Origin of the sequence: Pseudomonas sp. DWP3-1-3b3 (assembly GCF_049896305.1) — a bacterium.
Lineage (GTDB): Bacteria > Pseudomonadota > Gammaproteobacteria > Pseudomonadales > Pseudomonadaceae > Aquipseudomonas > Aquipseudomonas azotoformans_A.
Genome location: NZ_JAFCUA010000001.1, coordinates 586,425 through 612,113 on the forward strand (window position 1 = coordinate 586,425; position 25,689 = coordinate 612,113).

Sequence of the window (25,689 nt, forward strand, 5' to 3'; positions counted from 1 at the left end):
TAGCCCACTCGCCCAGGACAAGGACGCACTGTAAAGTCGCGAACTCCCATTCCGTGATGGCCCTTTGATACTTTCAGCCATCCGCCCAGGCACATGGCGCACAATGACTTCTAAAAATAACTCTGCCACCGTGGTATCCGACGTGTTGCTCCCAGCTCCTGCGGACACTCCCTCAGGTTCAAAGTCATTGAGCACCGCCCGCCCGCTGGCCACCCAGCAATACTTGTACTTCACCGAAACCAATACCGACCGCATCCTCGACAACCTCGACGGCCTGCGCGACATGGTGTTCCCGCGCGCCCCCCATCTGGAAGGCGACAACGATCCGCGCAACGAGCAGGAATTTCCCTCGGTGTGCCTGATCGGCCTGGGCCGCTGTGGTTCCAACATCGCGCTCGATGTGGCGGAACTGGTGTACAACGCGCGCAAGTTCTACCTCAACGAATTCAGCAACGAAGACAAGTCACAGGACAAGGGCTACAGCCCCGCCCAGTGGATCCGCAACAATTTGCGCCTGGGCAGCGGCAAGGCCAGCAAACCGGTGTTCCTGGTGGAACCGCTGGTAATGCTTGGCGACCTGGACAAGGACATCGCCGGGCGTATCCGTTTCTCGCGCAAGGGCGAAAAAAGCGGCTTTTTGCGCGACTACAGCAAGATGAAAATCATGGACCTGTCTGAAGTCCATGCCGGTGGTGCCGGTAACGCGCCGATCCTCGGCCAGTACCTGGCCAAGATCATCCTCAATAAAGACACCCAGCGTTTTTCCAGCCCTGACTGGAAGATGATCCACTCGTACCTGATCGACTCGTGCGGCATCAAGGCCAACCAGTCGCGCCTGTACTTCTCGATCTTCAGCGCCGGTGGAGGCACCGGCTCGGGCATGGCCTCGGAATTTGGCCTGGCCCAACAGCACTCGTACATGAACAAGACGTTTGACACCAAGCCCGCCGACGAGCACGACAGCAAAAGCGGCCATGCCTTTGTGTTCGAGCCGATCTTCACCAGCGGCATTTGCGTGCTGCCGAACATTTCCGACCACCGTAGCGAAATGTCCGAGGCGCTGCACATCAACGCCGGGCGCCTGCTGTGCAAATACCTGTCGGAAGAATGGGATTTCTCGTACAACTTTGCCAATGAAGACAGCAGCGAAGCCAGCGTGAAGGGGCGCATCCGGCCGTGGAATGCGATGATGCTGATCTCCAACGACATCATGCGTTATGCCGAAGAAAGCGATGACGGCAACATCCAGAACATTGACGTCAATGCCATGGAAAAACACGCCAACCAGTACATTTCCCAGCAGATTTTCAACATCCTCACCGCCCAGGCCGTGACCACCGACTACGACCAGAACTACTTCCGGCGCGCCGGGATCGACATCGGCGAAACCATCCGCCTGGATGCCAACGACCTGTTCATGAGCCTGGCCGGCCCGGTGGCGATTGCCTACGCCGAGTCCGTCGTCCCGGAAACCCCGGCGCCGTCGAGCGACAAATTCAAGGTATTCGAGAAAGAGCCGCAACGCCTGAACATCGATGACCTGTTCTTTCGCTCCATCGACCTGCCGCACTTCAACAAAGTCACCCAGGCTATCGAAGGCATCAGCCTGCTGCCGATCGAATCCAAGCGCTACAAGGCGTCGCTGGAGCAGTACAAGAATTCAGGCTACGACGCGGCCGCGTTGCATGACCTGCACTTCTTCAAGAACTGCTCGTCGGTGGTGTCCATCGTCTCGTTGCCCAAGGACTACAAGCTGTCCTACATGGACCTGAACCGGCTCAAGACCCACCTCAACAGCCTGTTCCCCAACACCACCCTCAAGCGCTATGCCCTGGTGATCGGTGCTTCGGCCAACTTGTCGCTGACCACCTTGATTGCGAAAAGCCCGTGCCTGTCGGACGATTTCCTTACGCTGATCGTGGCATTTATTAAACGCTGCTTTGCGCGCAACCCGTACCGCTTCGATGATACGCTGGACAACTCGATCCTGGATTTCATCATCCACGAGGACTTCGACGAGGACCGTATCGACGAGCTGCTCAACGAGTTCGAAAACCCGGCGAAGATCCTCGATACCAATTGGTACGCGATCAAGCCGATGTATGAGAAGAAGTACCGCGAGCTGATCAACGACAAAGACAAGTTCGTGTCGATCAATGACATTCGCCTGTCACGGGATTGTGTGAAGAAGTCGATCAAGTACCTGCGTGAGATCTACCGTCATCGCATCGGCAAGACCAAGGTTATTTCGTTGAATAATCACACGGGCAAGACCGCCTGACGCGTAGCGACGGCGCCGTTTGGCGCCGTCACTGTTTCACGAGGCTCGTCGTTGCTGCAGGTAGGCGACGATGGCATGCTCGTCTGCAGACTTGGCAGGCCGGGGCAATTGCTTCGGCCAGCTGGGGGCTTGCGTTCCGAAGAACGTGTTCTGTTCAGCCTCATCCCAACCGCGAATTTCACGCGAGGCCGATTCCCACCAGCCTTGTCGGCACACGTCGTAATAGGGGTTCGCAGGCGCGGCGCTGCCGTAGAGCAAGTCGCGACCGACCCGTTTTACATGCTTGCGCTGATTTCGCAGCTTCCATTTGATGATCAGTCGCTGCCACGCCGATGGCATAGGCTTGAACTGCGGTACGTCAAGGCAACGCAGCACCAGCTCAGGACTGAAGGTTTCGCCATGCAGGCTGAAAAAATGCGCCTGCATGGCGTGGAAGAAGCGCTTGTCAGCGTAATAGTGATGAACGAACTTCCTGGCCTCGCGCACCGTCTTGCCATGCATCGCGAAGGAAATTGCGACTTGCTCAATGGTGTGGATGTCGAATGAACCCTGGGTCCACTCGTCGATCAGGCGGATCGAGGTTTCAAGCAGCGGCGTATCCGTATCACGGACACCACACAGGCCACTGTTGTAGAGCTTGAAACTGTTGCTGGCAGAAATGCCGTGGGCGTGCAGGTGCTGGCCCAGCTTGAGGTAGTCCGGGCGCTTGCAGACATAGCTCCAGTCGTACTCGAACTCGTCCATCACATACTGGCCCGAGCCGATGAGTTCGAAGACGCGATGGGGCGACTTGAGGAACAGCGTGTCGGTGTCGACGAACAGCGTGGTGTCCGCCAGCGTCAAGCCTTGGGCGATCGCACAGGCCTTGCGCCGGTGCAGGTAACCGTTGTCGCCCTGCCACTGGATCAGGGTTTGCTCGTCCAGCTCGATGGTTTCCACCGGCCAGCCGATAAAATCCTGCGGACGATCGGTCATGACCCGGATACACAGCGACTCACCCGGCTTGAGGCGCGCCAAGGCAGTGAGGATGCTGAATTTGGCTTCGCGCCGGTAAACGTCTTGTTTACCGTAGATAAGATAGAGCAGCTGGTGCGAGGGTTTCGCTGAGGGGGGCAGCGTAGACGGCATGATGGGCTCCGGGTGACAGGCTGCGCACTTTACCGGAATTCCATGTCTTCCTACTGCCAAGATCCGACAATCGCCAGGCTTTTTAAACACCGGGAAACAATTCTTCCCCGCTGTCAGCCGTGGAAAAACTGTTCCCATGACGTGCGCGTCACCCTGGGCTGTGACCTTTCTTCACGGCAAGATGCCATCACGGCGCCAGCGGTTACCCCGCTACACACTTTCAAACCTGAAATTCACGCACCGTTTCAGTGCCTACTTGGAAGTCGCTGCCCTTTCCTGGATCAGGATCCACGGCGAAACCACCACTGCCCACAGGCTCGGATCACGCTCAACCAGGTCCAGCGCCCGCGTCGCAGACACTTCGCCCAGGCTGCCAGAGGCCAGCCAGGCAGCGACTTTGTCGCGATTGTCCTCGGCCATTCCCTCGGCGGCTTCGATCAAATCCAGGCCGGCGTCGACCCACAATAGGGCACCCTTGGCAAAGAACGGCTCAAGCTCCTTCCAGGATATTTCGGCGGTTTCACCAAGCAGCTTGGCATAGAGGGTGCTAGGTTCTTGCGTCATGGGAATTCACCTGAGTAAAAAACGGCGCAATCATAACGTCGTGGCACCGGTAGAAAAACCCAGTTGCAAATGAGTCACCGAGAGAAAGTGTCAGGAAAGCCAAGGATTGCCCGAAACTCTGGCATCACCCCGCCGCAATTCTGTCTTTTTCTTTCATTTAAGCGACATACCCGGGTTTTGCCCCCAGCAGCCAGCTTTTCAAGCGATCAACCGGCGCTCTACACTGTACCGGTACAGTTGCCAGGGCACTGCCGGGGGGATATCCGAGATATCTGATCCGGTTCTGCAGCTCACAAGGCCGCTAGAACTATAAAAAATACAACAGTAAGAGTGGAGCACTATGAATAAGGCTACTAAGCAGATTTCCAAACTGTTTGCCGCTATGGTCCTGGCTGGGGTTGCCGGCCATTCGTTCGCAGCCGACACCATCAAGATCGGTATCGCAGGGCCTAAGACCGGTCCAGTGACGCAATACGGCGACATGCAATTCATGGGTGCCAAACAAGCCATCGCCGACATCAACGCCAAGGGCGGCGTTGACGGCAAGATGCTTGAGGCCAAGGAATACGACGACGCTTGCGATCCTAAACAAGCCGTTGCCGTCGCCAACAAAGTGGTCAACGACGGCGTCAAGTTCGTGGTCGGTCACCTCTGCTCCAGCTCCACTCAACCCGCTTCCGACATCTATGAAGACGAAGGCGTGATCATGATTACCCCGGCTGCCACCAGCCCGGAAATCACCGCTCGTGGCTACAAGCTGATCTTCCGCACCATCGGCCTGGACAGCGCCCAAGGCCCGGCCGCCGGCAACTACATTGCCGACCACGTGAAGCCGAAGATCGTTGCCGTCCTGCACGACAAGCAGCAATACGGTGAAGGCATCGCCACCGCCGTTAAACAGACCCTCGAGAAGAAAGGCACCAAGGTTGCCGTCTTCGAAGGCCTGAACGCCGGCGACAAAGACTTCTCCTCGATCATCCAGAAGCTCAAGCAAGCCAACGTCGACTTCGTCTACTACGGCGGCTACCACCCTGAGCTGGGCCTGATCCTGCGCCAAGCCAAGGAAAAAGGCCTGAACGCCAAGTTCATGGGCCCGGAAGGCGTCGGCAACGACTCCATCTCGCAAATCGCCCAGGGCGCTTCCGAAGGCCTGCTGGTAACCCTGCCTAAATCCTTCGACACCGACCCGGCCAACAAAGCCATCGTTGAAGAGTTCGCCAAGAACAAGCAGGACCCAACCGGTCCGTTCGTGTTCCCAGCCTACTCGGCCATCGAAGTGATCGCCGGCGGTATTACCGCTGCGAAGAGCGAAGACACCGCCAAAGTGGCAGCCGCCATCCACGCGGGCACCTTCAAAACCCCTACCGGCGACCTGAGCTTCGATGCCAAGGGCGACCTGAAGGACTTCAAATTCGTGGTCTACGAATGGCACTTCGGTAAACCAAAAACCGAAGTTTCCCCTCAGTAAGCCAGGCGTTACTGGTCCAACAAGCCCACTGTGAGAGCAGTGGGCTTTGTTTTACGAGGTTTATGGGCCTGTCACCCGCGATCCGGGCGCTGGCTCACCTGAAAATCTTAAAACCGTCACCAGCGGTTCGCTGGCAAACGCTTTGTGCAACCTGGTCACAGAACAGGACACAGGCCGGAAATGACTCCACCAGTGAAATGCGTATCGGGTTTTTAGGAGCGCTGTAATGCCTGAGATCTATCATTTTTTCCAACAGCTGGTTAATGGCCTGACCATTGGCAGCACCTATGCCTTGATAGCCATTGGCTACACAATGGTTTACGGCATCATTGGAATGATCAACTTCGCCCATGGCGAGGTGTACATGATTGGTTCCTACGTGGCCTTTATCGCCCTTGCCGGGTTGGCCATGATGGGTATCCACTCCCTGCCGCTGTTGATGACCGCCGCGTTCCTGGCGTCGATCGTCGTGACCAGTGCCTATGGCTACAGTATCGAGCGTGTTGCCTACCGTCCCTTGCGTGGCAGCAACCGTTTGATCCCGCTGATTTCCGCCATCGGCATGTCGATTTTCCTGCAGAACACCGTATTGCTGTCACAGGATTCCAAGGATAAGTCCATTCCCAACCTGATCCCGGGGAGCATCTCCTTCGGCCCAGGTGGCGCACAAGAAGTGCTGATTTCGTATATGCAGATCCTGGTCTTTGTCGTCACCCTGGTGGCGATGCTGGGCCTGACCCTGTTCATCTCTCGCTCCCGTCTGGGGCGCGCCTGCCGGGCTTGCGCCGAAGACATCAAGATGGCCAACCTGCTGGGCATCAACACCAACAACATCATCGCCCTGACCTTCGTGATCGGTGCCGCACTGGCTGCCGTTGCGGCGGTGCTGCTGAGCATGCAGTACGGCGTGATCAACCCCAACGCCGGTTTCCTGGTAGGTCTCAAGGCCTTTACTGCGGCGGTATTGGGCGGCATCGGCAGTATCCCGGGCGCGATGCTGGGTGGCCTGGTGCTGGGTGTGGCCGAAGCCTTTGGCGCCGATATCTTCGGCGACCAGTACAAGGACGTCGTGGCGTTCGGCCTGTTGGTTCTGGTGCTGTTGTTCCGTCCGACCGGCATCCTGGGCCGTCCGGAGGTTGAGAAAGTATGAGCAGATATCTTAAATCGGCGTTTTTCAGCGCCTTGCTGGTATGGGCCGTGGCCTTTCCGGTACTCGGCCTCAAGCTGAGCATTGTCGGCATCAACCTGGAAGTGCATGGCACCGGTCCCGTGACCCTGACCATCATCGCCCTGTGTTCGGTGCTGATGTTCCTGCGCGTGCTGTTCACCCAGCAGGTCGGCGCCCTGTTCAAGGGCAACCGTGGCCCGTTGGTATCGCCCAAGGTCAGCCAATTCCTGACCCTGCCGCGCACCCAGCGCTACATCATCATCGGCCTGATCGTGGCCGCGTTGATCTGGCCGTTCTTTGGCTCGCGCGGTGCGGTCGACATCGCCACCCTGATCCTGATCTACGTGTTGCTGGGCCTGGGCCTGAACATCGTGGTGGGCCTGGCCGGCTTGCTCGACCTGGGTTACGTGGGCTTCTACGCCGTGGGTGCCTACACCTACGCGCTGCTCTCGCACTACCTGGGCTGGGGCTTCTGGATCTGTCTGCCCTTGGCGGGCATGGCGGCGGCTACGTTCGGCTTCCTGCTGGGCTTCCCGGTGTTGCGCCTGCGCGGTGACTACCTGGCGATCGTGACCCTGGGCTTCGGTGAAATCATCCGTCTGTTCCTGCGTAACCTCACCGACATCACCGGCGGGCCCAATGGCATCAGCAGCATCCCCAAGCCCACCTTCTTCGGGCTGACGTTCGACCGTAGCGCCGCAGAAGGCATGCAGACCTTCCACGAGTACTTCGGAATCGACTACAACCCGGTGAGCAAAGTGGTGTTCCTGTACCTGGTGGCGCTGCTGCTGGCACTGGCTGCCCTGTTCGTGATCAACCGCCTGCTGCGCATGCCCATCGGCCGTGCGTGGGAAGCGCTGCGTGAAGATGAAATCGCCTGCCGTGCACTGGGCATGAACCCGACAGTCATCAAGCTTTCGGCATTTACCCTCGGGGCAACGTTTGCCGGTTTCGCCGGCAGCTTCTTCGCCGCTCGCCAAGGCCTGGTGACGCCGGAGTCGTTCACCTTCATCGAGTCGGCGATCATCCTCGCCATCGTGGTACTGGGTGGCATGGGCTCGCAACTGGGCGTGATCCTGGCGGCGATCGTGATGATCCTGCTGCCGGAAATGATGCGTGAGTTCAGCGAATACCGCATGTTGATGTTCGGCGCCATGATGGTGCTGATGATGATCTGGCGTCCTCAAGGCCTGCTGCCCATGCAACGTCCACACATGGAGCTGCGCAAATGAGCCGCGAGATCCTGAAAGTCGAAAATCTGAGCATGCGCTTCGGCGGCTTGCTGGCGGTCAACGGCGTGGCCCTGACCGTGAAAGAGAAACAAGTGGTTGCCTTGATCGGTCCGAACGGCGCAGGCAAGACCACGGTGTTCAACTGCCTCACCGGCTTCTACAAGCCAAGCGGTGGCAGCATCCTGCTGGACGGCCAGCCGATCCAGGGCCTGGCCGGTCACGAAATCGCCCGCAAGGGCGTGGTGCGGACCTTCCAGAACGTGCGGTTGTTCAAGGACATGACGGCGGTCGAGAACCTGTTGATTGCCCAGCACCGTCACTTGAACACCAACTTCTTCGCGGGCCTGTTCAAAACTCCGGCGTTCCGCAAGAGCGAACGCGAGGCCATGGAGTACGCCGAGTACTGGCTGGACAAGGTCAACCTGACCGAGTTTGCCAACCGCCCGGCCGGCACCCTGGCCTACGGTCAGCAACGTCGCCTGGAAATCGCCCGCTGCATGATGACCCGCCCGCGGATCCTCATGCTCGACGAACCCGCGGCTGGCCTGAACCCCAAGGAAACCGAAGACCTCAAGGCGCTGATCAGTGTGTTGCGTGAAGAAAACAATGCGACCGTGTTATTGATCGAACACGACATGAAACTGGTCATGAGCATTTCCGACCACATCGTGGTGATCAACCAGGGCACGCCTTTGGCCGACGGGACGCCGGAGCAGATCCGCGATAATCCTGAAGTGATCAAAGCCTATTTGGGGGAAGCGTAAAATGCTGCAATTCGAAAACGTTTCCACTTTCTACGGCAAGATCCAGGCCCTGCACAGCGTCAACGTGGAAGTGCGCCAGGGCGAGATCGTCACGCTGATCGGCGCCAACGGTGCCGGCAAATCGACCCTGTTGATGACCCTGTGCGGTTCGCCTCAGGCCCACAGCGGCAGCATCCGTTACATGGGTGAAGAACTGGTGGGTCAGCAATCCTCGCAGATCATGCGCAAGAGCATTGCGGTGGTGCCGGAAGGCCGTCGCGTGTTCTCGCGCCTGACCGTGGAAGAGAACCTGGCCATGGGCGGGTTCTTCACCGACAAGGGCGACTATCAGGAGCAGATGGACAAGGTGCTGCACCTGTTCCCTCGGCTCAAGGAACGCTTCAGCCAACGCGGCGGCACCATGTCCGGCGGCGAGCAGCAGATGCTCGCCATCGGCCGCGCGCTGATGAGCAAACCCAAGCTGTTGCTGTTGGACGAACCTTCACTGGGCCTGGCACCGATCATCATCCAGCAGATCTTCGACATCATCGAACAGCTGCGCAAGGACGGTGTGACGGTATTCCTGGTGGAGCAGAACGCCAACCAGGCACTGAAAATCGCTGACCGTGCCTATGTGCTGGAAAACGGCCGGGTGGTGATGCAGGGCACGGGCGAGCAGTTGCTGACCGATCCGAAGGTGCGCGAGGCCTACCTGGGCGGCTGAGAAAGCCCATGGATGCTGGACACAAGGGGAGCCGGGTAACCGGCTCCCCTTTTTATTTAAAGTTTTTTCAGATGACCTGTAACGAAATCCTACTCACCCGCTCTAGAGCTACAAGCAAGCATTCAAGCCTGCCACCTCAACCCACTGCTGGAGATACACCATGACGACCAAACTGTCCGCCGCCGCCCTCGTAATGGCCCTCGGCTCCGCCCTGAGCCTGTCCACCCTGGCCACCACCGCCCACGCTGCCGACGACATGCAGAAATGCTTCGGCGTCGCTGAAGCTGGCAAGAACGATTGCGCCGCGGGTGCAGGCACTTCCTGCGCCGGCACCTCAAAAACCAAGGATCAAGCCAACGCCTGGAAACTGGTCCCAGCCGGCACCTGCCTCAAGACCCCAAGCTCCACCTCGCCGACCGGTTTCGGCCAGGAAGCCGCCTTCACCGCCAAGTCCTGAAACCTCGTAAAACCTGAGTACTGATGATGACCCTTTCATTCCTGCAAGCCGTCTCCCAGGCTCAGGCGCCCGGCCTTCCCCGCCGGGCCGGGCTGGGGCTCAAGCATGAGCATTTCATGGAAGTGCTGGAGACCTCGCCCGACATCGGTTTTTTTGAAGTGCACGCCGAAAACTACATGGTGGCCGGCGGCCCGTTTCATCATTACCTGGGGTTGATCCGCGAGCAGTACCCGCTGTCCTTGCACGGCGTGGGCCTGTCCATCGGCGGCGAAGGCCCGCTGGATCGTGAGCACCTGGCACGGTTGGCCGCGCTGATTGAACGCTATCAACCCCACTCTTTTTCCGAACACCTGGCCTGGTCAAGCCATGGCCCGGTGTTCCTCAATGACCTGCTGCCCCTGGCCTACGACAGCGCGACCCTGCAACGCGTGTGCGAACACGTTGACCAGGTACAGAGCGCTCTCAAGCGCCCGATGCTGCTGGAAAACCCGTCGACTTATCTGCAATTCCAACGCTCCACCCTGGACGAGACCGACTTCATCAGCGAAGTCATCCGTCGCACCGGCTGTGGTTTGCTGCTGGATGTAAACAACGTCTATGTGTCGTGCATCAACCACCAGCGCGATCCACTTGCCTACCTCGACGCGTTGCCATTGCACGCAGTGGGCGAGATTCATCTGGCCGGTTTTGCCGAAGACACTGACAGCCTTGGTGATCGCTTGCTGATCGATGATCACGGCGCACCTATCGACAACACCGTGTGGCAGCTGTACGAAAAGGTACTGACGCAGGTCGGCTCAGTGGCGACTTTGATCGAGCGGGACAACCAGGTGCCAGCGTTCAGCGTACTGCTGGCCGAGGCTCAACAAGCCGAATGGCATCTGTCCAAGGTGAAAGCATGAGCCTGCACGACAATTTCGCCGAGGCATTATTGGCGCCGGACCTGGCCTGCCCCGACGGCCTGTTCAGCACCAATGGTGCCGACCCCGCCAGCCGCTTCGTGGTGTATCGCAACAATGTGCACAGCTCATTGATCAACGCACTGGCGACGGCATATCCCGTGACATTGCAACTGGTAGGCGAAGAATTCTTCCGAGCAATGGCCGGCCTGTTTGTACAGGTTTGCCCACCCACCAGCCCGTTGATCAGCGAGTACGGCAGTGCGTTCGCGGCGTTTATCCAGGATTTCGAGCCTGCCGCCAGCGTGCCCTACCTGGCGGATGTCGCGCGCCTGGAACGCTTGCGTGTGCGTGCCTATCACGCCGCGGATACCCCGCCGCTGGACCAGCAGACGGTTCTCCTGGCACTGCAAGGCCAGGCAGACCTAGGGAAATTTCGCCTGCAACTGCATCCCTCCCTGGCCACCTTGAATTCAGCCTATGCGGTGGTGGCCGTGTGGGCCGCGCACCAGACCGAGGGTGGCTTGGCCACTTTGAGTCCCTGGCATGCCCAGGGTGCGCTGGTCATGCGTCAGGGCCTGGAAGTCCAGGTCTTTGCTATCGACCACGGCTCAGTCGCGTTTATCGACAGCCTGGCCCATGGCACGCCCTTGGAAAAAGCCGTGGAGCAGGCGCTTGAAGCGTCAGCCGAGTTCGATCTGCACCAATGCCTGACGCTGCTGATCAGCCACAACGCCATCACCCATTTGCAACCAGAACAAAAGGTATCGCCATGAATACTCGTCCATCGTGCCTGATCAATCGGGTCATCGCGCTTTTCGAACAGATTCCCTACAGCCTGATCGCCTTTCTCGCACGCTTCTCCATTGCAGCCGTGTTCTGGAAATCCGGGCAAACCAAAGTCGAAGGCTTCGCGATTGATTTGATCAGCGGCACCTTCCAACTAGGTGCACCGAAACTGGCGGCTTCGACATTGCCGCTGTTTCGCAGCGAATACCACGTGCCGCTGTTATCGCCTGAAATCGCAGCGCCTATGGCTGCATTTGCCGAGCATTTTTTCCCGGTGTTGATCTTGGTGGGGTTCGCCACGCGCTTCTCGGCCTTGGCCCTGATCGGCATGACCCTGGTGATCCAGCTGTTCGTCTACCCGGACGCCTATCCAACCCATGGCACCTGGATCGCGCTGCTGTTGCTGCTCGTGGCCAAAGGGCCGGGGCGTCTGTCCCTCGATCACCTGATTGCCCGTCGCTGCGCTTAAAGCCGATCCAGCGCTTCGCCGCTGCGCTTGAACCAATCCACCAGGTAATCGGCCAACACCTGGGTGCGACGCGGCAAACCGCCCTGATAAGGATGCACCAGGTACATCGGCAGGCTCCGCGTCTGATAATCGCGCAAGAGCCAACGCAAGCGGCCGTCAGCCAATTCTGCAGGCAGCACATAGGACGGCAGCCGTGCGATACCGGCGCCCACCAGCGCGGCCTTTTTCAACAGGTTGTAGTGGTTGGAGGCAAAGGTGCCGCTGACCCGCACCCGCAGCAATTCGTGCTGCTGGTGGTACAGCCACTCTTCCCGCCCGCTGTAATGGCTGTTGAGCAGGCAGGTGTGGGTTGCCAGGTCGGCCGGGGTCTGTGGCTCACCATGCTGCTCGAGGTACGCCGGGCTGGCGCAGGTCATTTCATGCCAGGCCAGCAGTGGCTTGGCCACCAGGCGCTCGTTTTCAATCGCGCCTGAGCGTACCCCCAAATCAAACCCATCCCGCGCCAGGTCACGGTAACTATTGTTGAGCTCCAGCTCGATCTGCACTTGCGGGTACTGCTTGGAAAACTCCAGCAACAACCCGTCGAAGAAGGTCTCGCCCAACGACACCGGCACCGTCATGCGCACCGGCCCGGCCAGGTCGTCCTTGAGCCGCGCCAATGCTTGTCGGGCGCGATCCACCTGCACCACCAATGCCTGGGCCTGGGGCAGCAACGCCGCACCTGCGGCTGTCAGGCTGAGTTTGCGCGTGGTGCGGTGCAGCAAGACCACGGAAAACCGCGCTTCCAACTGGCTGATCCGCTTGGACAACTGCCCTTTGCTGCAGCCCAGTTGCTCGGCGGCCACGGTAAAACTGCCGGCTTCGATCAGCACCGCAAACGCGGCCAGGTCATCCATCTCGCTCATGGATTGTTTCCATTTGAAAACCAAAGGTTGCCTATTAGCGCGTTTATCCGCCAAAAAAGCCACACTAGACTGAACCCTCACTTACCCCCTGGAGGAACAGCACGATGAAAATCCTATTGATTGGTGCCAGCGGCACGGTTGGCTCAGCGGTCAAGGCAGAGCTGGCTCAGCGTCACGACGTGATCAGCATCGGCCGCAACAGCGGTGACTTCCAAGTGGATATCAGCGACAGCGCGTCGATCCGCAAGCTGTTCGAACAGACCGGCAAATTCGATGCCCTGGTCTGTGCGGCAGGCAGCGTGAACTTTGTGGCGCTGGGTGAGATGAGCGAAAGCGACTTCGAACTGGGTTTGCGTGACAAGCTGATGGGCCAGGTCAACCTGCTGTTGATCGGCCGCGAGTACGCCAATGATGGCGCCTCGTTCACCTTCACCAGTGGCATTCTGAACCGCGATCCGATCCGCACCGGCGCCTCGGCGGCACTGGTCAATGGTGCGCTGGATGCCTTCGTCAAAGCCGCGGCGATCGAGTTGCCGCGCGGGCTGCGCGTCAACTCGGTGAGCCCGACTGTCCTGCTGGAGGCCATGGGCAGCTACGCCCCGTACTTCCGCGGGTTCAAACCGGCGACGGGGGCCGACGTGGCACTGGCGTACGCAAAAAGCGTCGAGGGTTTGCAGACCGGCCAGACCTACATCGTGGGTTGAGCGGCCACCGCCTCACGTGAGAACCGAGACATCCATTCAACCACCAGCGCACGCGGGGCGGAAAACCTGAACGCCCCGCCCAGCTGGCTTTGAACTTTGGACGTGCTTAACGGGTAACCGTCTACATAGAGTGTTACGTACTTTTGGTAGGCCAGCAGCGTAATGGATTGTGTCCTTGCCTTCGCCTCTGGGCTCAGCGAGACATCCACCTCGACATAAGCCGAATCAGACTTTCCAGCACGCTTGAGCGTCATCGAAATATCCGTGAAGTCAGTGGCTGACGAGTAAGAGAGCCGGGCGGGCTCGTCTGAAAAGCCAGTATTTGCCCAGAGCAGCAGCATGCAGATGCTCCATTTGATATTCATGGCGACCTCCGGTCAAAAGAGGTCGACACTCTCACGACTCTCCAAACCTGAGTGTAGGAAAAGTATCAAACAGCAATGCGCCGTTTCCCATCATCGTGCGGCAGGCTGCTCAAACCCTGTCCCGGACTTGTGATGCAGCGCAGGCCTGCGTAACGTGGCGGCACTTGTCTGGAGACTCGATGATGCGTGCCGCCCATACCCTTGCTCTACTTGCCTTGTTTCCCCTGTTTGGCGCCTGCCAGATGTTCGATAACGATCCGGCCAAGCCCTCTATTGCCGGGCTGACCCGCATGCAGGGCGAACTCACGGCAGTCGGCGGCAAACTGCTGTTCCAGCCGTGTGGCGACAAACGCAACTATGTGGTCAACGACACCGGCGGCACCAGCATCCTGCAGGAAGCGGCTTCGCTGGCCGGCGAGCAAGGTGCGTTGTTTGCCGACCTGCGCGGTAAATTCTCCGGGGTTGCCAGTGGCACCCAGGGCAGCGTCGACCTGCAACAACTCTACCGCGTCGAGCGCTCGACCTCGGCCTGCAACGACCCCGACTTCAAACGCATGATCCTGCGCGCCAACGGCCACAAACCGACCTGGGTGATGAACGTCACCGCCAAGGGCCTGGTGCTGGAGCGCGAAGGCCAGCCGCCACTGGCGGTGCCTTATGTGGAAGAACAAATCGGTGACGGCCGATTCAACCTGATGACCGAGGCCAATAATCAACACGTGGAATTGTGGGTGGCCCCGCAGCGTTGCGTCGATCCGGTCAGCGGCAGCCTGCAACACATGAGCGCCGAACTGCGCGTCAACGGCCAGGTGCAGCGCGGTTGTGCGTCGTTCGGCGGTTCGCGCGACGACTGACGCCACGCCGTGCTGTTTTAACATGACGGGAAACCGCCATTGGGGCTTATAATCGCCGGTTTGCAAAACAGCCGGCCTCCGAGCCCGCCGCCTACCGGATCCTGTCATGTTACGAATCACCGAACTCAAGCTGCCCATCGACCATCCCGAAGAAGACCTGCGGCCCGCCATCGTGCAGCGCCTGGGCATCGCCAGTGATGACTTGCTCGATTTCACCCTGTTCAAGCGTAGCTACGACGCCCGCAAGAAATCCTCGGAGCTGTGCTTCATCTACACCATCGACTTGAACGTGAAGGGCGAAGCCGCCCTGCTGCTCAAATTCGCCGATGATCGCAACATCAACCCGGCGCCGGATGTCAGCTACAACGTCGTGGGCCAGGCGCCGGAAGGCCTCACGGAACGTCCAATCGTGGTCGGTTTCGGCCCCTGCGGCATCTTCGCCGGCTTGTTGTTGGCGCAGATGGGCTTCAAGCCGATCATCCTTGAGCGCGGCAAGGAAGTGCGCCAGCGCACCAAGGACACCTGGGGCCTGTGGCGCAAAAGCGTGCTCAACCCCGAGTCCAACGTGCAGTTCGGTGAAGGGGGCGCCGGGACCTTTTCCGACGGCAAGCTGTATAGCCAGATCAAGGACCCGAAATTCCACGGCCGCAAAGTCCTGCATGAGTTCGTCAAGGCCGGTGCGCCGGAAGAGATCCTCTACGTCAGCAAGCCGCACATCGGTACGTTCCGCCTGACCGGCGTGGTAGAGAACATGCGCGAGCAGATCATCGCCCTCGGCGGTGAAGTGCGCTTCGAACAGCGCGTGACCGACGTGCTGATCGAAGACGGCCAGTTGAACGGCGTGGTCGTCGATGGCGGCGAGCAGATCCTGTCCAAGCACGTGATCCTGGCGCTGGGCCACAGCGCCCGCGACACCTTCCGCATGCTCCATGGCCGTGGTGTGTACATGGAAGCCAAGCCGTTCTCGGTGGGTTTCCGTATTGAACACCCGCAATCCTTGATCGACGCCGCGCGACTGGGCAAATACGCCGGCCACCCGAAACTCGGCGCGGCCGACTACAAGCTGGTACACCACGCCAAGAACGGCCGCTCGGTCTACAGCTTCTGCATGTGCCCCGGCGGCACCGTGGTCGCGGCGACTTCCGAGCCGGGCCGTGTGGTCACCAACGGCATGAGCCAGTACTCGCGTAACGAGCGCAATGCCAACTCCGGCATCGTGGTCGGCATCACCCCTGAGGTGGATTATCCGGGTGGTCCGCTGGCGGGTATCGAGCTGCAGGAACGCCTGGAATCCCACGCCTATGTCCTCGGCGGCAGCAACTACGAGGCGCCAGCACAACTGGTGGGTGACTTCATCGCCGGCAAGCCGTCGACGGCGATCGGCAGTGTGGAACCGTCCTACAAACCAGGTGTGTCCCTGGGCGATTTGGCGCTGGCCTTGCCGGACTTCGCCATCGAAGCGATCCGTGAAGCCTTGCCAGCGTTCGAAAAGCAGATCAAGGGTTATTCGCTGCACGACGCGGTGTTGACCGGCATTGAGACACGCACTTCATCGCCGCTGCGGATCACCCGTAACGAATCGATGCAGAGCCTGAACGTGAAAGGCCTGTTCCCGGCCGGGGAAGGCGCCGGTTATGCCGGTGGGATTCTGTCGGCAGGCGTGGATGGGATTCGGATTGCCGAGGCGTTGGCGCGGGACATGTTGGGTATCGAGGCCTGACACATGCCCTGGTAGGAGCCCGGTTCGCCGGGCTCCTACACGATTAAATGTTGGCGCGCAGGATGCTGTCCGGCAACGGCTCGCCCCGCTCGACACTGGCCGCAACGGCCGCAATCAACTCGGCCAATTCATAGCCCTGGGCGTTGAGCCAGGCCTGATCGTAGTAAGTCGTGGCATACCGCTCCCCGCCATCACACAAGATCGCCACAATCGAACCCGACTCACCCGCCGCTTTCATTTGCTGCGCCGCCACCAGAGCGCCGACCAGGTTGGTCCCGCTGGAACCACCGACCCGCCGTCCCAAGCGCTCGGCCAGATAGTGCATGGCCGCCAGCGACAGTGCATCCGGCACCTTGACCATCGCATCAATCACCTTGGGCAGGAACGACGCCTCGACCCGTGGCCGACCAATGCCTTCGATGCGCGAACCACAGTCCAGGCGCAAGCTCGCATCGCCACTCTGGTAGTAATCAAAGAACACCGATCGCTCGGCATCGGCGCACAACACGCGTGTGCAGTGCTGGCGATAACGCACATAACGCCCGAGGGTCGCGGTGGTGCCGCCTGTGCCGGGGCTGGAGATCAACCAGCTCGGTTCCGGATGCTGCTCGAAGCGCATCTGCTGGAAGATCGACTCGGCGATATTGTTGTTCGCCCGCCAGTCAGTGGCACGTTCGGCGTAGGTGAACTGGTCCATGAAGTGACCGCCACTTTCCCGCGCCAGGCGTTCGGATTCGGCGTAGATCTGCGTGGGATCCTTTACCAGGTGGCTCTTGCCGCCATAGAAGGCAATCTGCGCGATCTTTTCCTGGGAAGTGGTGGCCGGCATCACCGCAATAAACGGCAAACCGAGCAAACGCGCGAAGTAGGCTTCGGAAATTGCCGTCGAACCGCTGGAGGCCTCGATCACCGGCGCGCCCGGCTTGAGCCAACCGTTACACAGCGCGTAGAGAAACAGCGAGCGGGCAAGTCGATGTTTGAGACTGCCAGTGGGGTGGCTGGACTCGTCCTTGAAGTACAACTCGATACCCGGCAACCCCGGCAGCGGCAACGGGATCAGGTGCGTGTCGGCACTGCGCTGGAAGTCGGCTTCAATAATGCGAATGGCTTCGCGGGCCCAGGGACGGTGGTCGCTCATGGAGGGTTTCTCTGAAGGTGTAAGCCCTGATTTTAGGGGGTTTCCTACGTGTGACACAGATACAGTACCGACTCAATCGGACACACAATTGCCAGGCTTAGACGCAACGTCATGCCAAACAGCTGCTTATAACAAATAAGAATATAACTTTTGTTTTAACAACTAACGGTACGGGTTAGGGTACCCACCTATTGAATCTGGATTGGAGAGCATCCCTTGCCTCTGCGTAGCACTTTTACCCGTTTCTTCCAGCTGGAAGCCGCCAGCGGTCTGTTGTTGATCGCGGCTGCCGCCCTGGCGTTGATCATCAACAATTCACCTTTGTCGCACCTGTACGAGGCGTTTCTCGACGTACCGGTGGTGGCGCAGATCGGCGCGTTGAAAATCGCCAAGCCGGCCTTGCTGTGGATCAACGACGGCCTGATGGCCCTGTTCTTCCTGCTGATCGGCCTGGAGGTCAAGCGTGAACTGCTCGACGGCCACCTGTCCAAGCCCTCGCAAGTGGTGCTGCCAGGCGCGGCGGCTATCGGCGGCATGGTCGTGCCGGCGCTGATCTACTGGGCGATCAACAAGGATTACCCCGCCGCACTCTCCGGTTGGGCGATCCCCATGGCCACCGACATTGCCTTCGCCCTCGGCGTGCTGGCCTTGCTCGGCAAGCGCGTGCCGGTGTCGCTGAAGCTGTTCCTGATGACCCTGGCGATCATTGACGACCTGGGCGCGATCATTGTGATTGCGGTGTTCTACTCCGCCGACCTGTCCGGCGCTGCCCTTGCAGGCGCGGGTGCGTGCTTGGTTGCCTTGATTGCGATGAACCGCCTGGGCGTCATCAAGCTTGGGCCATACCTGATCATTGGGCTGATCCTGTGGGTCTGCGTGCTCAAGAGCGGCGTGCATGCAACGCTGGCCGGCGTGACATTGGCCTTCTGCATCCCGATGCGTACCAAGAACGCCGAGCCCTCGCCGCTGCTCACGCTTGAACACGCCCTGCACCCGTGGGTGGCCTACGGCATCTTGCCGCTGTTTGCCTTCGCCAACGCCGGCGTATCCCTGACCGGCGTCAGCCTGGAAAGCTTCACCCACCACGTGCCCATGGGCATCGCCGCTGGCCTGCTGATCGGCAAGACCGTGGGTGTGTTTGGCCTTACTTGGCTGGCCATCAAGACCGGCCTCGCCGCCCTGCCCAGCGGCGCGAACTGGGGGCAGGTGTTTGGTGTGGCGATCCTCTGTGGGATCGGCTTTACCATGAGCCTGTTTGTCGGTTCGCTGGCATTTGTGCCGGGTGCCAGTGAGTTTGCAGGTGAGGACCGAATGGGGATTTTGACCGGATCGATTCTGGCAGCGTGTATTGGTTATGCGGTGACGGCGATGGCGAGTCGTAAGAAGGCCACGCTTCAGGGTTGAACCGACAGACCGAAAACCAAAAAGCCGCCTCGGATTGACCGAGGCGGCTCCACTTCTCAGACCTTACAGGTCATCGAAGCTGTCTCGCAGGAACTTCCATACGTGATAAGCACGCAGGCAGTTCACTACGAGGTTCCACATACGTCGTCGGCCCCCTTACGTTGGGCCTACCTCCAGCACACTTACCGGAACACGTGGCCTTTGGATGCAGGTCAATGCATCTTTGAGTCGCATCCCCAGCCGTTAGTTGGGTATGCAATAAAAAACCGCCCTACTAAGGCGGTTTTTTATTGCCTGCGTTTTTGCATTTAATCCGACCGCCACCTAAAAATGCCCGCCCAGAAAACCAAAAACCCCAACCAGTCACCCGGTTGGGGTTTTGTGTTTCTACAACCAGGGCTTAGCGAGTAACGCGGCTGGTGCCATCAACGGTCATGATGCGCACGCGGTCACCAATGCGGAAAATTTCATTCTCCTGCACAGCCTGCACGTAGGCGCGCATGCTGCCGTCGTCTTCGCGAACGGTGATTTCCACACCTTGAGTGCGGGTCAGCCCTTCTTCGGTGGCCGAACCCAACAGGCCGCCAGCAACAGCACCGATCACGGCAGTCACGATGCTGCCACGGCCACCGCCGATGGCGCTGCCGCCAACACCGCCGATGACTGCGCCGGCAGCGCCGCCGATTGGGGTCTTGGTGCCTTCGATTTTCACCGGACGCAGGGATTCGATGGTGCCCATGCGCACGGTCTGTACACGACGCGCTTCGTCACGGGAGTACGAGTCGCCGGTCAGACTCGAGGCGCAGCCACCCAGCAGCAACGACAGGGTGGTAAAGCAGGCAACCAGTAAAACGGACTTACGCATAGCATCAACTCCAAAGGACAGGTGGTCATTAAACGCTGCAGCTTGACGCCTGTCACGGCAAGCACCGCAGAAAATTGCTTTCATTCAGCCTGAGTACAGACTGCCCGCACCAGAAAAATCGACGAACGGTAGCGTACCCTTCAAGGATTACTTTGATTGTAGTCGCGACAGTCGCCAGGAACACCACACAGCACTACACGCCCGAAGCCTCTGTAATAGAGACTTCAGCGTGATGGGCAACATTCAGGTGAAGTGACGAAAGGTGCAGCTCAGGGCGCCAAGCGCTCGCGGGTCCAATCGGCCCCTTGCAGGCGATAGTTCAGGCGGTCGTGCAAGCGGCTGGCACGACCTTGCCAGAACTCGATGCGTTCCGGCAGCAAGCGATACCCACCCCAATGCTCGGGGCAGTCGGGCTGGGTGTCGCTGAAACGCTGCTCGGTGGCCTTGAGCAGGTCGTGCAGTTCCTCGCGGTCACGAATGACCTGGCTCTGCGGAGACGCCCAGGCACCCAGGCGGCTGCCCAGCGGGCGGACCTGATAATAAGCGTCCGACTCTTCAGCCGTGACCTTGACTACCCGCCCCTCGATGCGCACTTGGCGCTCCAGGGTCGGCCAGAAGAAGGTCATGGCCGCGAACGGCCGCGCCGCAAGCTGCTGGCCCTTGGCACTCTGATAGTTGGTGAAAAAGGTAAAGCCCTGCGCGTCCAGGCCCTTGAGCAACAGGATGCGGCAGTGAGGGCGACCGTCCTGGTCGACCGTGGCCAAGGTCATGGCATTGGCCTCCACCGGTGGCTGCTCGGTTTTCACCGCGTCGGCAAACCACTGGTGGAACAAGGCAAACGGCTCGCTCGGGGCCTGGGCCTCGCTCAAACCATCCCGTGTGTAGTCACGGCGCATATCGGCCAGTGCCTGGGTCATGCGGCTTTATCCTTCTGGTTCAGCGGATCAGTTTTTCGCCTGGTCGTTGGCAGCCGGTGCAGCTTTTTTGGCAGCAGGCTTGGCTGGCGCTTTTTTAGCGGCGGGCTTGGCGGCGGCTTTCTTGGCGACCGGGGCTTTTTTCGCTGCGGCTTTCTTCGCAGCAGGTGCTGCTACTGGCGCTGGAGCGGCCTGTACCGCAACCATTTCAGCGACAGGCGGGGTTTTGCCCGATTGATACTTGCTCAACAGCGCCAACATGGTGGTGCGCTGGGTGAACATGATCTCCATGCGACGGTTCAGCGCACGGCCCTGAGTGCTGTCGTTGGCGGCACGTGGCATCAGGTCGCCCATACCACGCAGCATCAGACGGTCCTGCTTCAGACCGCTGAGGCTGAAGATCGAAGCGATGGATTGTGCGCGTTCCTTGGACAACGCCTGGCTGGCCGGGGCGGTGCCGGTGGCATCAACGTGGCCCAGCACCAGTACGGCGGTCTTCGGATCGGCTTCAACGGCCTTGGCAACACGGGTGAACGGACCGAGAGTGACCGGCAGCAACATGGCTGGGCGTTTCGGGTTGTAGGAACCGTCTACCGGCGCGATCACGACGAGCACGTTGTCGCGTCGTTCCAGTTGCAGGTTGCTGTCCTTGATGGCGGCGCGCAGGCGCGGCTCATAGTCATCCAGCCAGGCCTGGGTGATTTTCGGATCCGGCATCGGCACGTTGGTCACGTCGACCTTGGCCAACGGCTTGGGTTTGCTTTCGAACGGCCACCACCATTTGGTTTCGGTGTCGTTCTTGGCGACAGCTGGGGCAGCGGCAGGGGCTGGCTCGGCGGCCTTGAGGTCGGCTTTCAGGTCAGCCTTGGCATCGGCGGCCTTTTCGTCGGCGCTCTTGGAAGAGAACGGCCACCAGCTGGAGCCGGTGTCAGCCTTGGCAGCGGGAGCGGGAGCGGCAGCAGCGGCTACCGGGGCGGCAGGCTTGGCGCCGGCAGCGGGCTTGGCGTCCGGTTTAGCGTCCGGCTTGGCATCGGTTTGGGTCACTGCATCCTTGGTCGCGGCCTTATCAGATCCAAATGACCACCAATGCCCGCCCTCGGCATCATTTTGTGGAGTTTGTGCGCAGCCGGTAATAGTGAGGCATAGCGCCAGTGCCAAGGACTTGTTCGATAACATGAGATATCCACAAAATGAGAAAAGAAACGGGGGTCTGGATGACCCGTTAAACAGACGCTTACAGAACATTAAAGTTACATCGTTTCGTTCAGCGCCTTCTTATAGTTGCCTTTGTAACAAAAAAACGTGAAACAGCAAGGGGTTTACAGACAACCGGCCAATATTCCGACCAACTTCTGTGCCCGTGGGTCCATAAGTACATAAGGCCCCAATGTATTAGTCACAAAACCAAACGCTACATCATGCTCTGGGTCGGCAAACCCGACCGAGCCGCCCGCCCCAGGATGCCCGAATGCACGCGGGCCAAGGCCGAAGGTGGCATTGGGCAGCTGCGGTTGGTCCAACATGCAGCCCAAGCCAAAACGGGTTTGTGTCAATAATGTTTTATCCGGCCCGATACTGTGTTCGCGGGTCAATTGTTCGAGCATGTCGGCTTCGAGCAAACTACCGTCCAATAAGCCGCTATAAAAGCCCGCCAGACTGCGTGCATTACCGTGACCATTTGCCGCTGGCTGCTGCATACGGCGCCATTCAGGTTTGTTAGTGCTGGTCAGAATAGACGGTGGATTAGCAAATGCACGGGTCGTCATGGCCGTGGGTTCACGCATCATTACTTGCAGTAAACGTTGTGCGGCTTCATCGCCCATATTGCCTTTGCTACGCGCTATATGTGCCACACGATAAAACTCTGCATCCGCCAGGCCCACATGGAAGTCCAGCCCCAGTGGCCGCGCAACCCGCGCCACGATGGATTCTCCCGGTCCGCGCCCATCGGCGCGACGCAGCAATTCACCCACCAGCCAGCCGTAGGTGATCGCCTCGTAGCCATGACCTTGGCCGGGCGTCCACCATGGGGCTTCGGCCGCCAAGGTATCGACCATCAGTTGCCAGTCGTATAGCGCCTCGGTCGGCAGCATCTCGCGGATTGCCGGCAACCCGGCCTGGTGGCAGAGCAACTGGCGCAGGGTGATGGATTCTTTGCCCGCTGCCGCAAATTCAGGCCAATAGTTGGCGACCGGTGCGTCCAGTTGCAACTTGCCTTCGGCCACCAATTGCAGGGCCGTCACGGCGGTGAAGGTCTTGGTGCAGGAGAACAGGTTGACGATGGTGTCACTGTGCCAGGCCTCGGCACCGTCCTTGTCGGCGGTGCCGGCCCACAGGTCGACGACGGTTTCGCCGCCTATCTGGATACACAGCCCGGCACCACGCTCCTGCGGGTCATCGAACAACGCGGCAAAGGCTTCCCGTACCGCTTCGAACTGGAGTTCGTAATGACCCTGGATCTGCACCTGAACACCCTCGGACAACACAGCAAAAAGTGGCCGACATTGTTCCAGTACTGGTGGGTTTTGTGAACCCGTCAGCCCTCAATCAATGACCATTCCCTGAGTGCCCGCCCGCATGCCCAGCGCCCTGCCCCGGGCCTTTGCCTTCGTGCCCGACCCTGCCGCCTTCGCTTTCACGCACGGCACCGGCTGCCTTGGCCTTTTCCGCCTCCTTGCCCAGTTGATCGACCGCTGCCAGGTTGCTTTTGCGCACGCTGTCGACAAAGCCCTGGAACGGCACGTCGGTGATGCCCACCAGGCCAAAGTGGCCATTTTCGCCGTCCAGCAGACGCCCGGTTGCCGGCTGATCCAGGTATTGGAACCAGTGCACGCCGACAATCGACGGTTCAGCCATGGCCTGCTTGAGGAAGTTGCCGTACGCCACACCGCGGTCCTCTTCCTTGGCCAACTGCGTCACGCCGCCCCAGAACGGGCCACGGTCAGCCGAGCCGAAGTTGAATTCGGTGATCAGCACCGGCTTGTCCAGCGCACGCAGGGCAGCGAAGTCATAACCGTCCTGCGGCTTGAGGGTGTACATGTTGAAGCTCAGCACATCGCAATACTGGGCGCAGGACGCCACGGCTTCCGGCGTGCTCACGGCGAAACGACCGCCCAGCAGCAGCTGGTTGGGCGCATGCCATTTCAGCGAGTCGGAAATGGTCTTGAAGTAAGCATCGGCAAAGGTCTTCTGGAAGTATTTGAAGTCCGCTTCGATCTCCGGGTGCTCAGGGTTGGGCATCGGCGGTTCGAAGCCTGGGTCTTCCATCAGCTCCCAGCCCTTCAATTCGATGCCCCAGGCTTTCGACAGGCCTTCTTCGTTACGGTACTTGTCACGCAGTTGCTTGAGGAACGCGCGCTTGGCCGGAACGTCGGTGGTCATGCGCAAGGTGCCGTAGGCCAAGGCATAGCGAGACTTCGGATCATCACCAGGGCCGGCCCAGGCCAACTCGTTGTCGGCAAAGAAGCCGATCAACCACGGATCATCGCGGTGATCGCGGGCGGCGATAGCGACGGCGCGCTCGGTGGCCATGGCAAAACGCGGGTCGAACGGGTCGGGCATGCCACCCCACCAGTCGGTGCCGGTGCTGATGCTGGTGTAGTCGCCGACGATCGACAGCGGCAAGGTGTAGGGCACACGGTCGGCACGGGCCAGGTCGTCGTCGCTCCAGTTGCCCACGGTGTTGAAGCCCCAGGCTTGCAGGCGGTCGAGGGTGTGAGTGGTCCAGCGCTTCTGGTCAAACCCGTCACCGCCGTAGGTGCGTTGCAGGTTGGCGCCGTAGAAATCGTACCAGCGCCCGGCACCGAAGCTGCGGCCTTCACCCGCACCGTTGCCGGTGCGGTTGTCGCCGCTGCCGTAATACTTGTCGAACGGTTCGCCAGCCTTGGGCAGTGCTGCGAACATCCATTCTCGGCCGGACACGTAGGTCTGGGTGTTGTCCGGGGCCACGGTATTAACGCCCAGCGAATAGAACGGATGCCCCTCCGGCGTCACCAGGTACCAACGCCCATCGCGCTTCTCGGTGCGGAAAAAGCCGCTGGCGTCGAAGGCCGGGCCTTTGTTCCAGCCGCCGTATTGGTCCAGCGCGGACTTATCCCGCGTGGCCAGCCAGCCCTGGAGCTGCTGTTGCTCCTTGGCTGCTGCAGCCTTGAGTTGTTCGTCGCTGCTGACCTTTTCCGGCCAGCGGGCACGGGTGGATTGACCATAGGCATCCACCAATTCGCTGTAGGCGGCCTTCAACACCGGCTCGCTGTCCTGCACGCCAAAGCGCTCCAGCAGGATGCTTTGGGCGGCGTTGGGCTTGATCATCGACAGCGTCACCGAGACCACCTGGCTACGGTCGATCTCGCCCGCGCTGCTGGCCAGCAAGACGCGCTGGCCGTCTACGGTGATCGGCATCGGCGGGCCGGCCTTCATGCCCTGGCTCAGCGGCGAGTTGGCCTGCAACGGGACCAGCAGGGTCTGGGCCGGGCCCGCCGGCAGGTCGATGCGACTGACCAGGGTACGGCCATCACTGCTCTGCACTTTCACGTAGAGCGTCAGCGCCCAATCCATCGCACTCTGGATGCGCAGGCTCATGGCCCCCGACTGAGACCAGTCCCAGGCGCCAGTCTGCGGGCTAAGCACCAGGCTTGGCTCGGCAGCCGGGTTGAAGGTGATACGGCGCAGCACTTCACCTTCGGGAGTCTGTTCAGCGTTGTACTGCGGCAGGCTGGCGTCCTGGGTCGCCACCTTGACCACATCGGCAGGCCGGACGAAATTGAACAGGGTCTGTTGCCCGGCGGGCGCGGCCATCAAGGGCGCGGCGAACAGCAGGGCAAAAAGGGCGGGCAGCGTGCGAATCATACGAGCAAGGTTCTCCCAGACGGCCGATGGATGGCCTGATGAAATACAGTGAG

General features: G+C 60.0%; 24 protein-coding genes. 14 read left to right on the plus strand and 10 right to left on the minus strand.

The window, feature by feature from the left end; translation table 11 throughout:
- Window positions 1-103 precede the first annotated feature (103 nt).
- Window positions 104-2,281, plus strand: a complete 2,178-nt coding sequence (locus tag ACP7BX_RS02960; protein WP_426129735.1) for a hypothetical protein — start codon at window positions 104-106, stop codon at window positions 2,279-2,281.
- Between the two features lie 36 nt (window positions 2,282-2,317).
- Here the strand turns inward: ACP7BX_RS02960 and ACP7BX_RS02965 are convergent, their stop codons facing one another.
- The gene (locus ACP7BX_RS02965; RefSeq protein ID WP_426129737.1) at window positions 2,318-3,409 is read right to left on the minus strand and encodes a hypothetical protein; all 1,092 of its coding nucleotides are present in this window, start codon (window positions 3,407-3,409) and stop codon (window positions 2,318-2,320) included.
- Window positions 3,410-3,661: 252 nt separating this feature from the next.
- A complete protein-coding gene (locus ACP7BX_RS02970) occupies window positions 3,662-3,973 on the minus strand; it encodes a DUF2288 domain-containing protein (RefSeq protein WP_314525617.1) in 312 nt (103 codons plus the stop codon).
- A gap of 340 nt (window positions 3,974-4,313) precedes the next feature.
- On the opposite strand from ACP7BX_RS02970, the gene ACP7BX_RS02975 reads away from it, so the two are divergent.
- The 9 genes from ACP7BX_RS02975 (at window position 4,314) to ACP7BX_RS03015 (ending at window position 11,922) form a co-directional block, all read left to right on the plus strand.
- Window positions 4,314-5,441, plus strand: a complete 1,128-nt coding sequence (locus ACP7BX_RS02975; protein WP_028619258.1) for a branched-chain amino acid ABC transporter substrate-binding protein — start codon at window positions 4,314-4,316, stop codon at window positions 5,439-5,441.
- A gap of 226 nt (window positions 5,442-5,667) precedes the next feature.
- Window positions 5,668-6,591 (plus strand): high-affinity branched-chain amino acid ABC transporter permease LivH, encoded by a 924-nt coding sequence (gene livH, locus ACP7BX_RS02980; RefSeq protein WP_028619257.1) that lies wholly within the window; start codon window positions 5,668-5,670, stop codon window positions 6,589-6,591.
- A complete protein-coding gene (locus ACP7BX_RS02985; RefSeq protein ID WP_016975068.1) occupies window positions 6,588-7,841 on the plus strand; it encodes a high-affinity branched-chain amino acid ABC transporter permease LivM in 1,254 nt (417 codons plus the stop codon). The genes livH and ACP7BX_RS02985 overlap by 4 nt, the downstream gene beginning before the upstream one ends.
- The gene (livG, locus tag ACP7BX_RS02990) at window positions 7,838-8,605 is read left to right on the plus strand and encodes a high-affinity branched-chain amino acid ABC transporter ATP-binding protein LivG (RefSeq protein ID WP_016975067.1); all 768 of its coding nucleotides are present in this window, start codon (window positions 7,838-7,840) and stop codon (window positions 8,603-8,605) included. Before ACP7BX_RS02985 ends, livG begins: the two co-directional genes overlap by 4 nt.
- Before the next feature lies 1 nt (window position 8,606).
- Window positions 8,607-9,308 (plus strand): ABC transporter ATP-binding protein, encoded by a 702-nt coding sequence (locus tag ACP7BX_RS02995; protein WP_010212366.1) that lies wholly within the window; start codon window positions 8,607-8,609, stop codon window positions 9,306-9,308.
- 160 nt (window positions 9,309-9,468) lie between these two features.
- Window positions 9,469-9,765 carry a DUF2282 domain-containing protein gene (locus ACP7BX_RS03000; protein ID WP_426129739.1) on the plus strand — a complete coding sequence of 99 codons (297 nt, stop codon included), beginning with the start codon at window positions 9,469-9,471 and terminating at the stop codon, window positions 9,763-9,765.
- 23 nt (window positions 9,766-9,788) lie between these two features.
- A complete protein-coding gene (locus ACP7BX_RS03005) occupies window positions 9,789-10,667 on the plus strand; it encodes a DUF692 domain-containing protein (protein ID WP_426129741.1) in 879 nt (292 codons plus the stop codon).
- Window positions 10,664-11,440: a putative DNA-binding domain-containing protein gene (locus tag ACP7BX_RS03010; protein ID WP_426129743.1), complete on the plus strand. Its 777-nt coding sequence runs from the start codon at window positions 10,664-10,666 to the stop codon at window positions 11,438-11,440. Before ACP7BX_RS03005 ends, ACP7BX_RS03010 begins: the two co-directional genes overlap by 4 nt.
- A complete protein-coding gene (locus tag ACP7BX_RS03015; protein WP_426129745.1) occupies window positions 11,437-11,922 on the plus strand; it encodes a DoxX family protein in 486 nt (161 codons plus the stop codon). Before ACP7BX_RS03010 ends, ACP7BX_RS03015 begins: the two co-directional genes overlap by 4 nt.
- On the opposite strand, the gene ACP7BX_RS03020 is transcribed toward ACP7BX_RS03015, so the two are convergent.
- Window positions 11,919-12,827, minus strand: a complete 909-nt coding sequence (locus tag ACP7BX_RS03020; protein WP_033902744.1) for a LysR family transcriptional regulator — start codon at window positions 12,825-12,827, stop codon at window positions 11,919-11,921. The genes ACP7BX_RS03015 and ACP7BX_RS03020 overlap by 4 nt on opposite strands.
- 104 nt (window positions 12,828-12,931) lie before the next feature.
- On the opposite strand from ACP7BX_RS03020, the gene ACP7BX_RS03025 reads away from it, so the two are divergent.
- Window positions 12,932-13,531: a short chain dehydrogenase gene (locus ACP7BX_RS03025; protein ID WP_038849739.1), complete on the plus strand. Its 600-nt coding sequence runs from the start codon at window positions 12,932-12,934 to the stop codon at window positions 13,529-13,531.
- On the opposite strand, the gene ACP7BX_RS03030 is transcribed toward ACP7BX_RS03025, so the two are convergent.
- The gene (locus ACP7BX_RS03030) at window positions 13,516-13,896 is read right to left on the minus strand and encodes a hypothetical protein (protein ID WP_426129748.1); all 381 of its coding nucleotides are present in this window, start codon (window positions 13,894-13,896) and stop codon (window positions 13,516-13,518) included. The two genes, ACP7BX_RS03025 and ACP7BX_RS03030, sit on opposite strands and share 16 nt — an antisense overlap.
- Before the next feature lie 182 nt (window positions 13,897-14,078).
- On the opposite strand from ACP7BX_RS03030, the gene ACP7BX_RS03035 reads away from it, so the two are divergent.
- The gene (locus ACP7BX_RS03035) at window positions 14,079-14,750 is read left to right on the plus strand and encodes a COG3650 family protein (RefSeq protein ID WP_033902841.1); all 672 of its coding nucleotides are present in this window, start codon (window positions 14,079-14,081) and stop codon (window positions 14,748-14,750) included.
- A gap of 106 nt (window positions 14,751-14,856) precedes the next feature.
- A complete protein-coding gene (locus tag ACP7BX_RS03040) occupies window positions 14,857-16,470 on the plus strand; it encodes an NAD(P)/FAD-dependent oxidoreductase (RefSeq protein WP_314525594.1) in 1,614 nt (537 codons plus the stop codon).
- Window positions 16,471-16,513: 43 nt separating this feature from the next.
- Here ACP7BX_RS03040 and ACP7BX_RS03045 read toward each other — a convergent pair whose 3' ends face one another.
- Complete coding sequence (locus ACP7BX_RS03045) at window positions 16,514-17,608, minus strand: PLP-dependent cysteine synthase family protein (protein WP_426129750.1); 1,095 nt, start codon at window positions 17,606-17,608, stop codon at window positions 16,514-16,516.
- Between the two features lie 216 nt (window positions 17,609-17,824).
- Between ACP7BX_RS03045 and nhaA the strand changes: the two genes are divergently transcribed.
- Complete coding sequence (nhaA, locus tag ACP7BX_RS03050; protein ID WP_314525589.1) at window positions 17,825-19,012, plus strand: Na+/H+ antiporter NhaA; 1,188 nt, start codon at window positions 17,825-17,827, stop codon at window positions 19,010-19,012.
- Window positions 19,013-19,412: 400 nt separating this feature from the next.
- On the opposite strand, the gene ACP7BX_RS03055 is transcribed toward nhaA, so the two are convergent.
- The 5 genes from ACP7BX_RS03055 to ACP7BX_RS03075 form a co-directional block, all read right to left on the minus strand.
- Window positions 19,413-19,877 (minus strand): glycine zipper 2TM domain-containing protein, encoded by a 465-nt coding sequence (locus tag ACP7BX_RS03055; RefSeq protein ID WP_003189251.1) that lies wholly within the window; start codon window positions 19,875-19,877, stop codon window positions 19,413-19,415.
- 269 nt (window positions 19,878-20,146) lie between these two features.
- Entirely contained in the window at window positions 20,147-20,794 is a 648-nt protein-coding gene (gene pdxH, locus ACP7BX_RS03060; protein ID WP_033902749.1) for a pyridoxamine 5'-phosphate oxidase, read from the minus strand.
- A 27-nt stretch (window positions 20,795-20,821) separates the two neighbouring features.
- Window positions 20,822-21,967 (minus strand): OmpA family protein, encoded by a 1,146-nt coding sequence (locus ACP7BX_RS03065; RefSeq protein WP_314525583.1) that lies wholly within the window; start codon window positions 21,965-21,967, stop codon window positions 20,822-20,824.
- 143 nt (window positions 21,968-22,110) lie between these two features.
- Window positions 22,111-23,256 (minus strand): EstA family serine hydrolase, encoded by a 1,146-nt coding sequence (locus ACP7BX_RS03070; RefSeq protein WP_033902842.1) that lies wholly within the window; start codon window positions 23,254-23,256, stop codon window positions 22,111-22,113.
- An 82-nt stretch (window positions 23,257-23,338) separates the two neighbouring features.
- A complete protein-coding gene (locus ACP7BX_RS03075) occupies window positions 23,339-25,636 on the minus strand; it encodes a beta-galactosidase (protein ID WP_426129754.1) in 2,298 nt (765 codons plus the stop codon).
- Between the last annotated feature and the right edge of the window lie 53 nt (window positions 25,637-25,689).

Excerpts from the sequence above, each read along its gene's own strand:
- ACP7BX_RS02960 (WP_426129735.1), top strand. The coding sequence starts at position 104 with ATGACTTCTAAAAATAACTCTGCCACCGTGGTATCCGACGTGTTGCTC.
- ACP7BX_RS02965 (WP_426129737.1), bottom strand. The coding sequence starts at position 3,409 with ATGCCGTCTACGCTGCCCCCCTCAGCGAAACCCTCGCACCAGCTGCTC.
- ACP7BX_RS02970 (WP_314525617.1), bottom strand. The coding sequence starts at position 3,973 with ATGACGCAAGAACCTAGCACCCTCTATGCCAAGCTGCTTGGTGAAACC.
- ACP7BX_RS02975 (WP_028619258.1), top strand. The coding sequence starts at position 4,314 with ATGAATAAGGCTACTAAGCAGATTTCCAAACTGTTTGCCGCTATGGTC.
- livH (WP_028619257.1), top strand. The coding sequence starts at position 5,668 with ATGCCTGAGATCTATCATTTTTTCCAACAGCTGGTTAATGGCCTGACC.
- ACP7BX_RS02985 (WP_016975068.1), top strand. The coding sequence starts at position 6,588 with ATGAGCAGATATCTTAAATCGGCGTTTTTCAGCGCCTTGCTGGTATGG.
- livG (WP_016975067.1), top strand. The coding sequence starts at position 7,838 with ATGAGCCGCGAGATCCTGAAAGTCGAAAATCTGAGCATGCGCTTCGGC.
- ACP7BX_RS02995 (WP_010212366.1), top strand. The coding sequence starts at position 8,607 with ATGCTGCAATTCGAAAACGTTTCCACTTTCTACGGCAAGATCCAGGCC.
- ACP7BX_RS03000 (WP_426129739.1), top strand. The coding sequence starts at position 9,469 with ATGACGACCAAACTGTCCGCCGCCGCCCTCGTAATGGCCCTCGGCTCC.
- ACP7BX_RS03005 (WP_426129741.1), top strand. The coding sequence starts at position 9,789 with ATGATGACCCTTTCATTCCTGCAAGCCGTCTCCCAGGCTCAGGCGCCC.
- ACP7BX_RS03010 (WP_426129743.1), top strand. The coding sequence starts at position 10,664 with ATGAGCCTGCACGACAATTTCGCCGAGGCATTATTGGCGCCGGACCTG.
- ACP7BX_RS03015 (WP_426129745.1), top strand. The coding sequence starts at position 11,437 with ATGAATACTCGTCCATCGTGCCTGATCAATCGGGTCATCGCGCTTTTC.
- ACP7BX_RS03020 (WP_033902744.1), bottom strand. The coding sequence starts at position 12,827 with ATGAGCGAGATGGATGACCTGGCCGCGTTTGCGGTGCTGATCGAAGCC.
- ACP7BX_RS03025 (WP_038849739.1), top strand. The coding sequence starts at position 12,932 with ATGAAAATCCTATTGATTGGTGCCAGCGGCACGGTTGGCTCAGCGGTC.
- ACP7BX_RS03030 (WP_426129748.1), bottom strand. The coding sequence starts at position 13,896 with ATGAATATCAAATGGAGCATCTGCATGCTGCTGCTCTGGGCAAATACT.
- ACP7BX_RS03035 (WP_033902841.1), top strand. The coding sequence starts at position 14,079 with ATGCGTGCCGCCCATACCCTTGCTCTACTTGCCTTGTTTCCCCTGTTT.
- ACP7BX_RS03040 (WP_314525594.1), top strand. The coding sequence starts at position 14,857 with ATGTTACGAATCACCGAACTCAAGCTGCCCATCGACCATCCCGAAGAA.
- ACP7BX_RS03045 (WP_426129750.1), bottom strand. The coding sequence starts at position 17,608 with ATGAGCGACCACCGTCCCTGGGCCCGCGAAGCCATTCGCATTATTGAA.
- ACP7BX_RS03055 (WP_003189251.1), bottom strand. The coding sequence starts at position 19,877 with ATGCGTAAGTCCGTTTTACTGGTTGCCTGCTTTACCACCCTGTCGTTG.
- pdxH (WP_033902749.1), bottom strand. The coding sequence starts at position 20,794 with ATGACCCAGGCACTGGCCGATATGCGCCGTGACTACACACGGGATGGT.
- ACP7BX_RS03065 (WP_314525583.1), bottom strand. The coding sequence starts at position 21,967 with ATGTTATCGAACAAGTCCTTGGCACTGGCGCTATGCCTCACTATTACC.
- ACP7BX_RS03075 (WP_426129754.1), bottom strand. The coding sequence starts at position 25,636 with ATGATTCGCACGCTGCCCGCCCTTTTTGCCCTGCTGTTCGCCGCGCCC.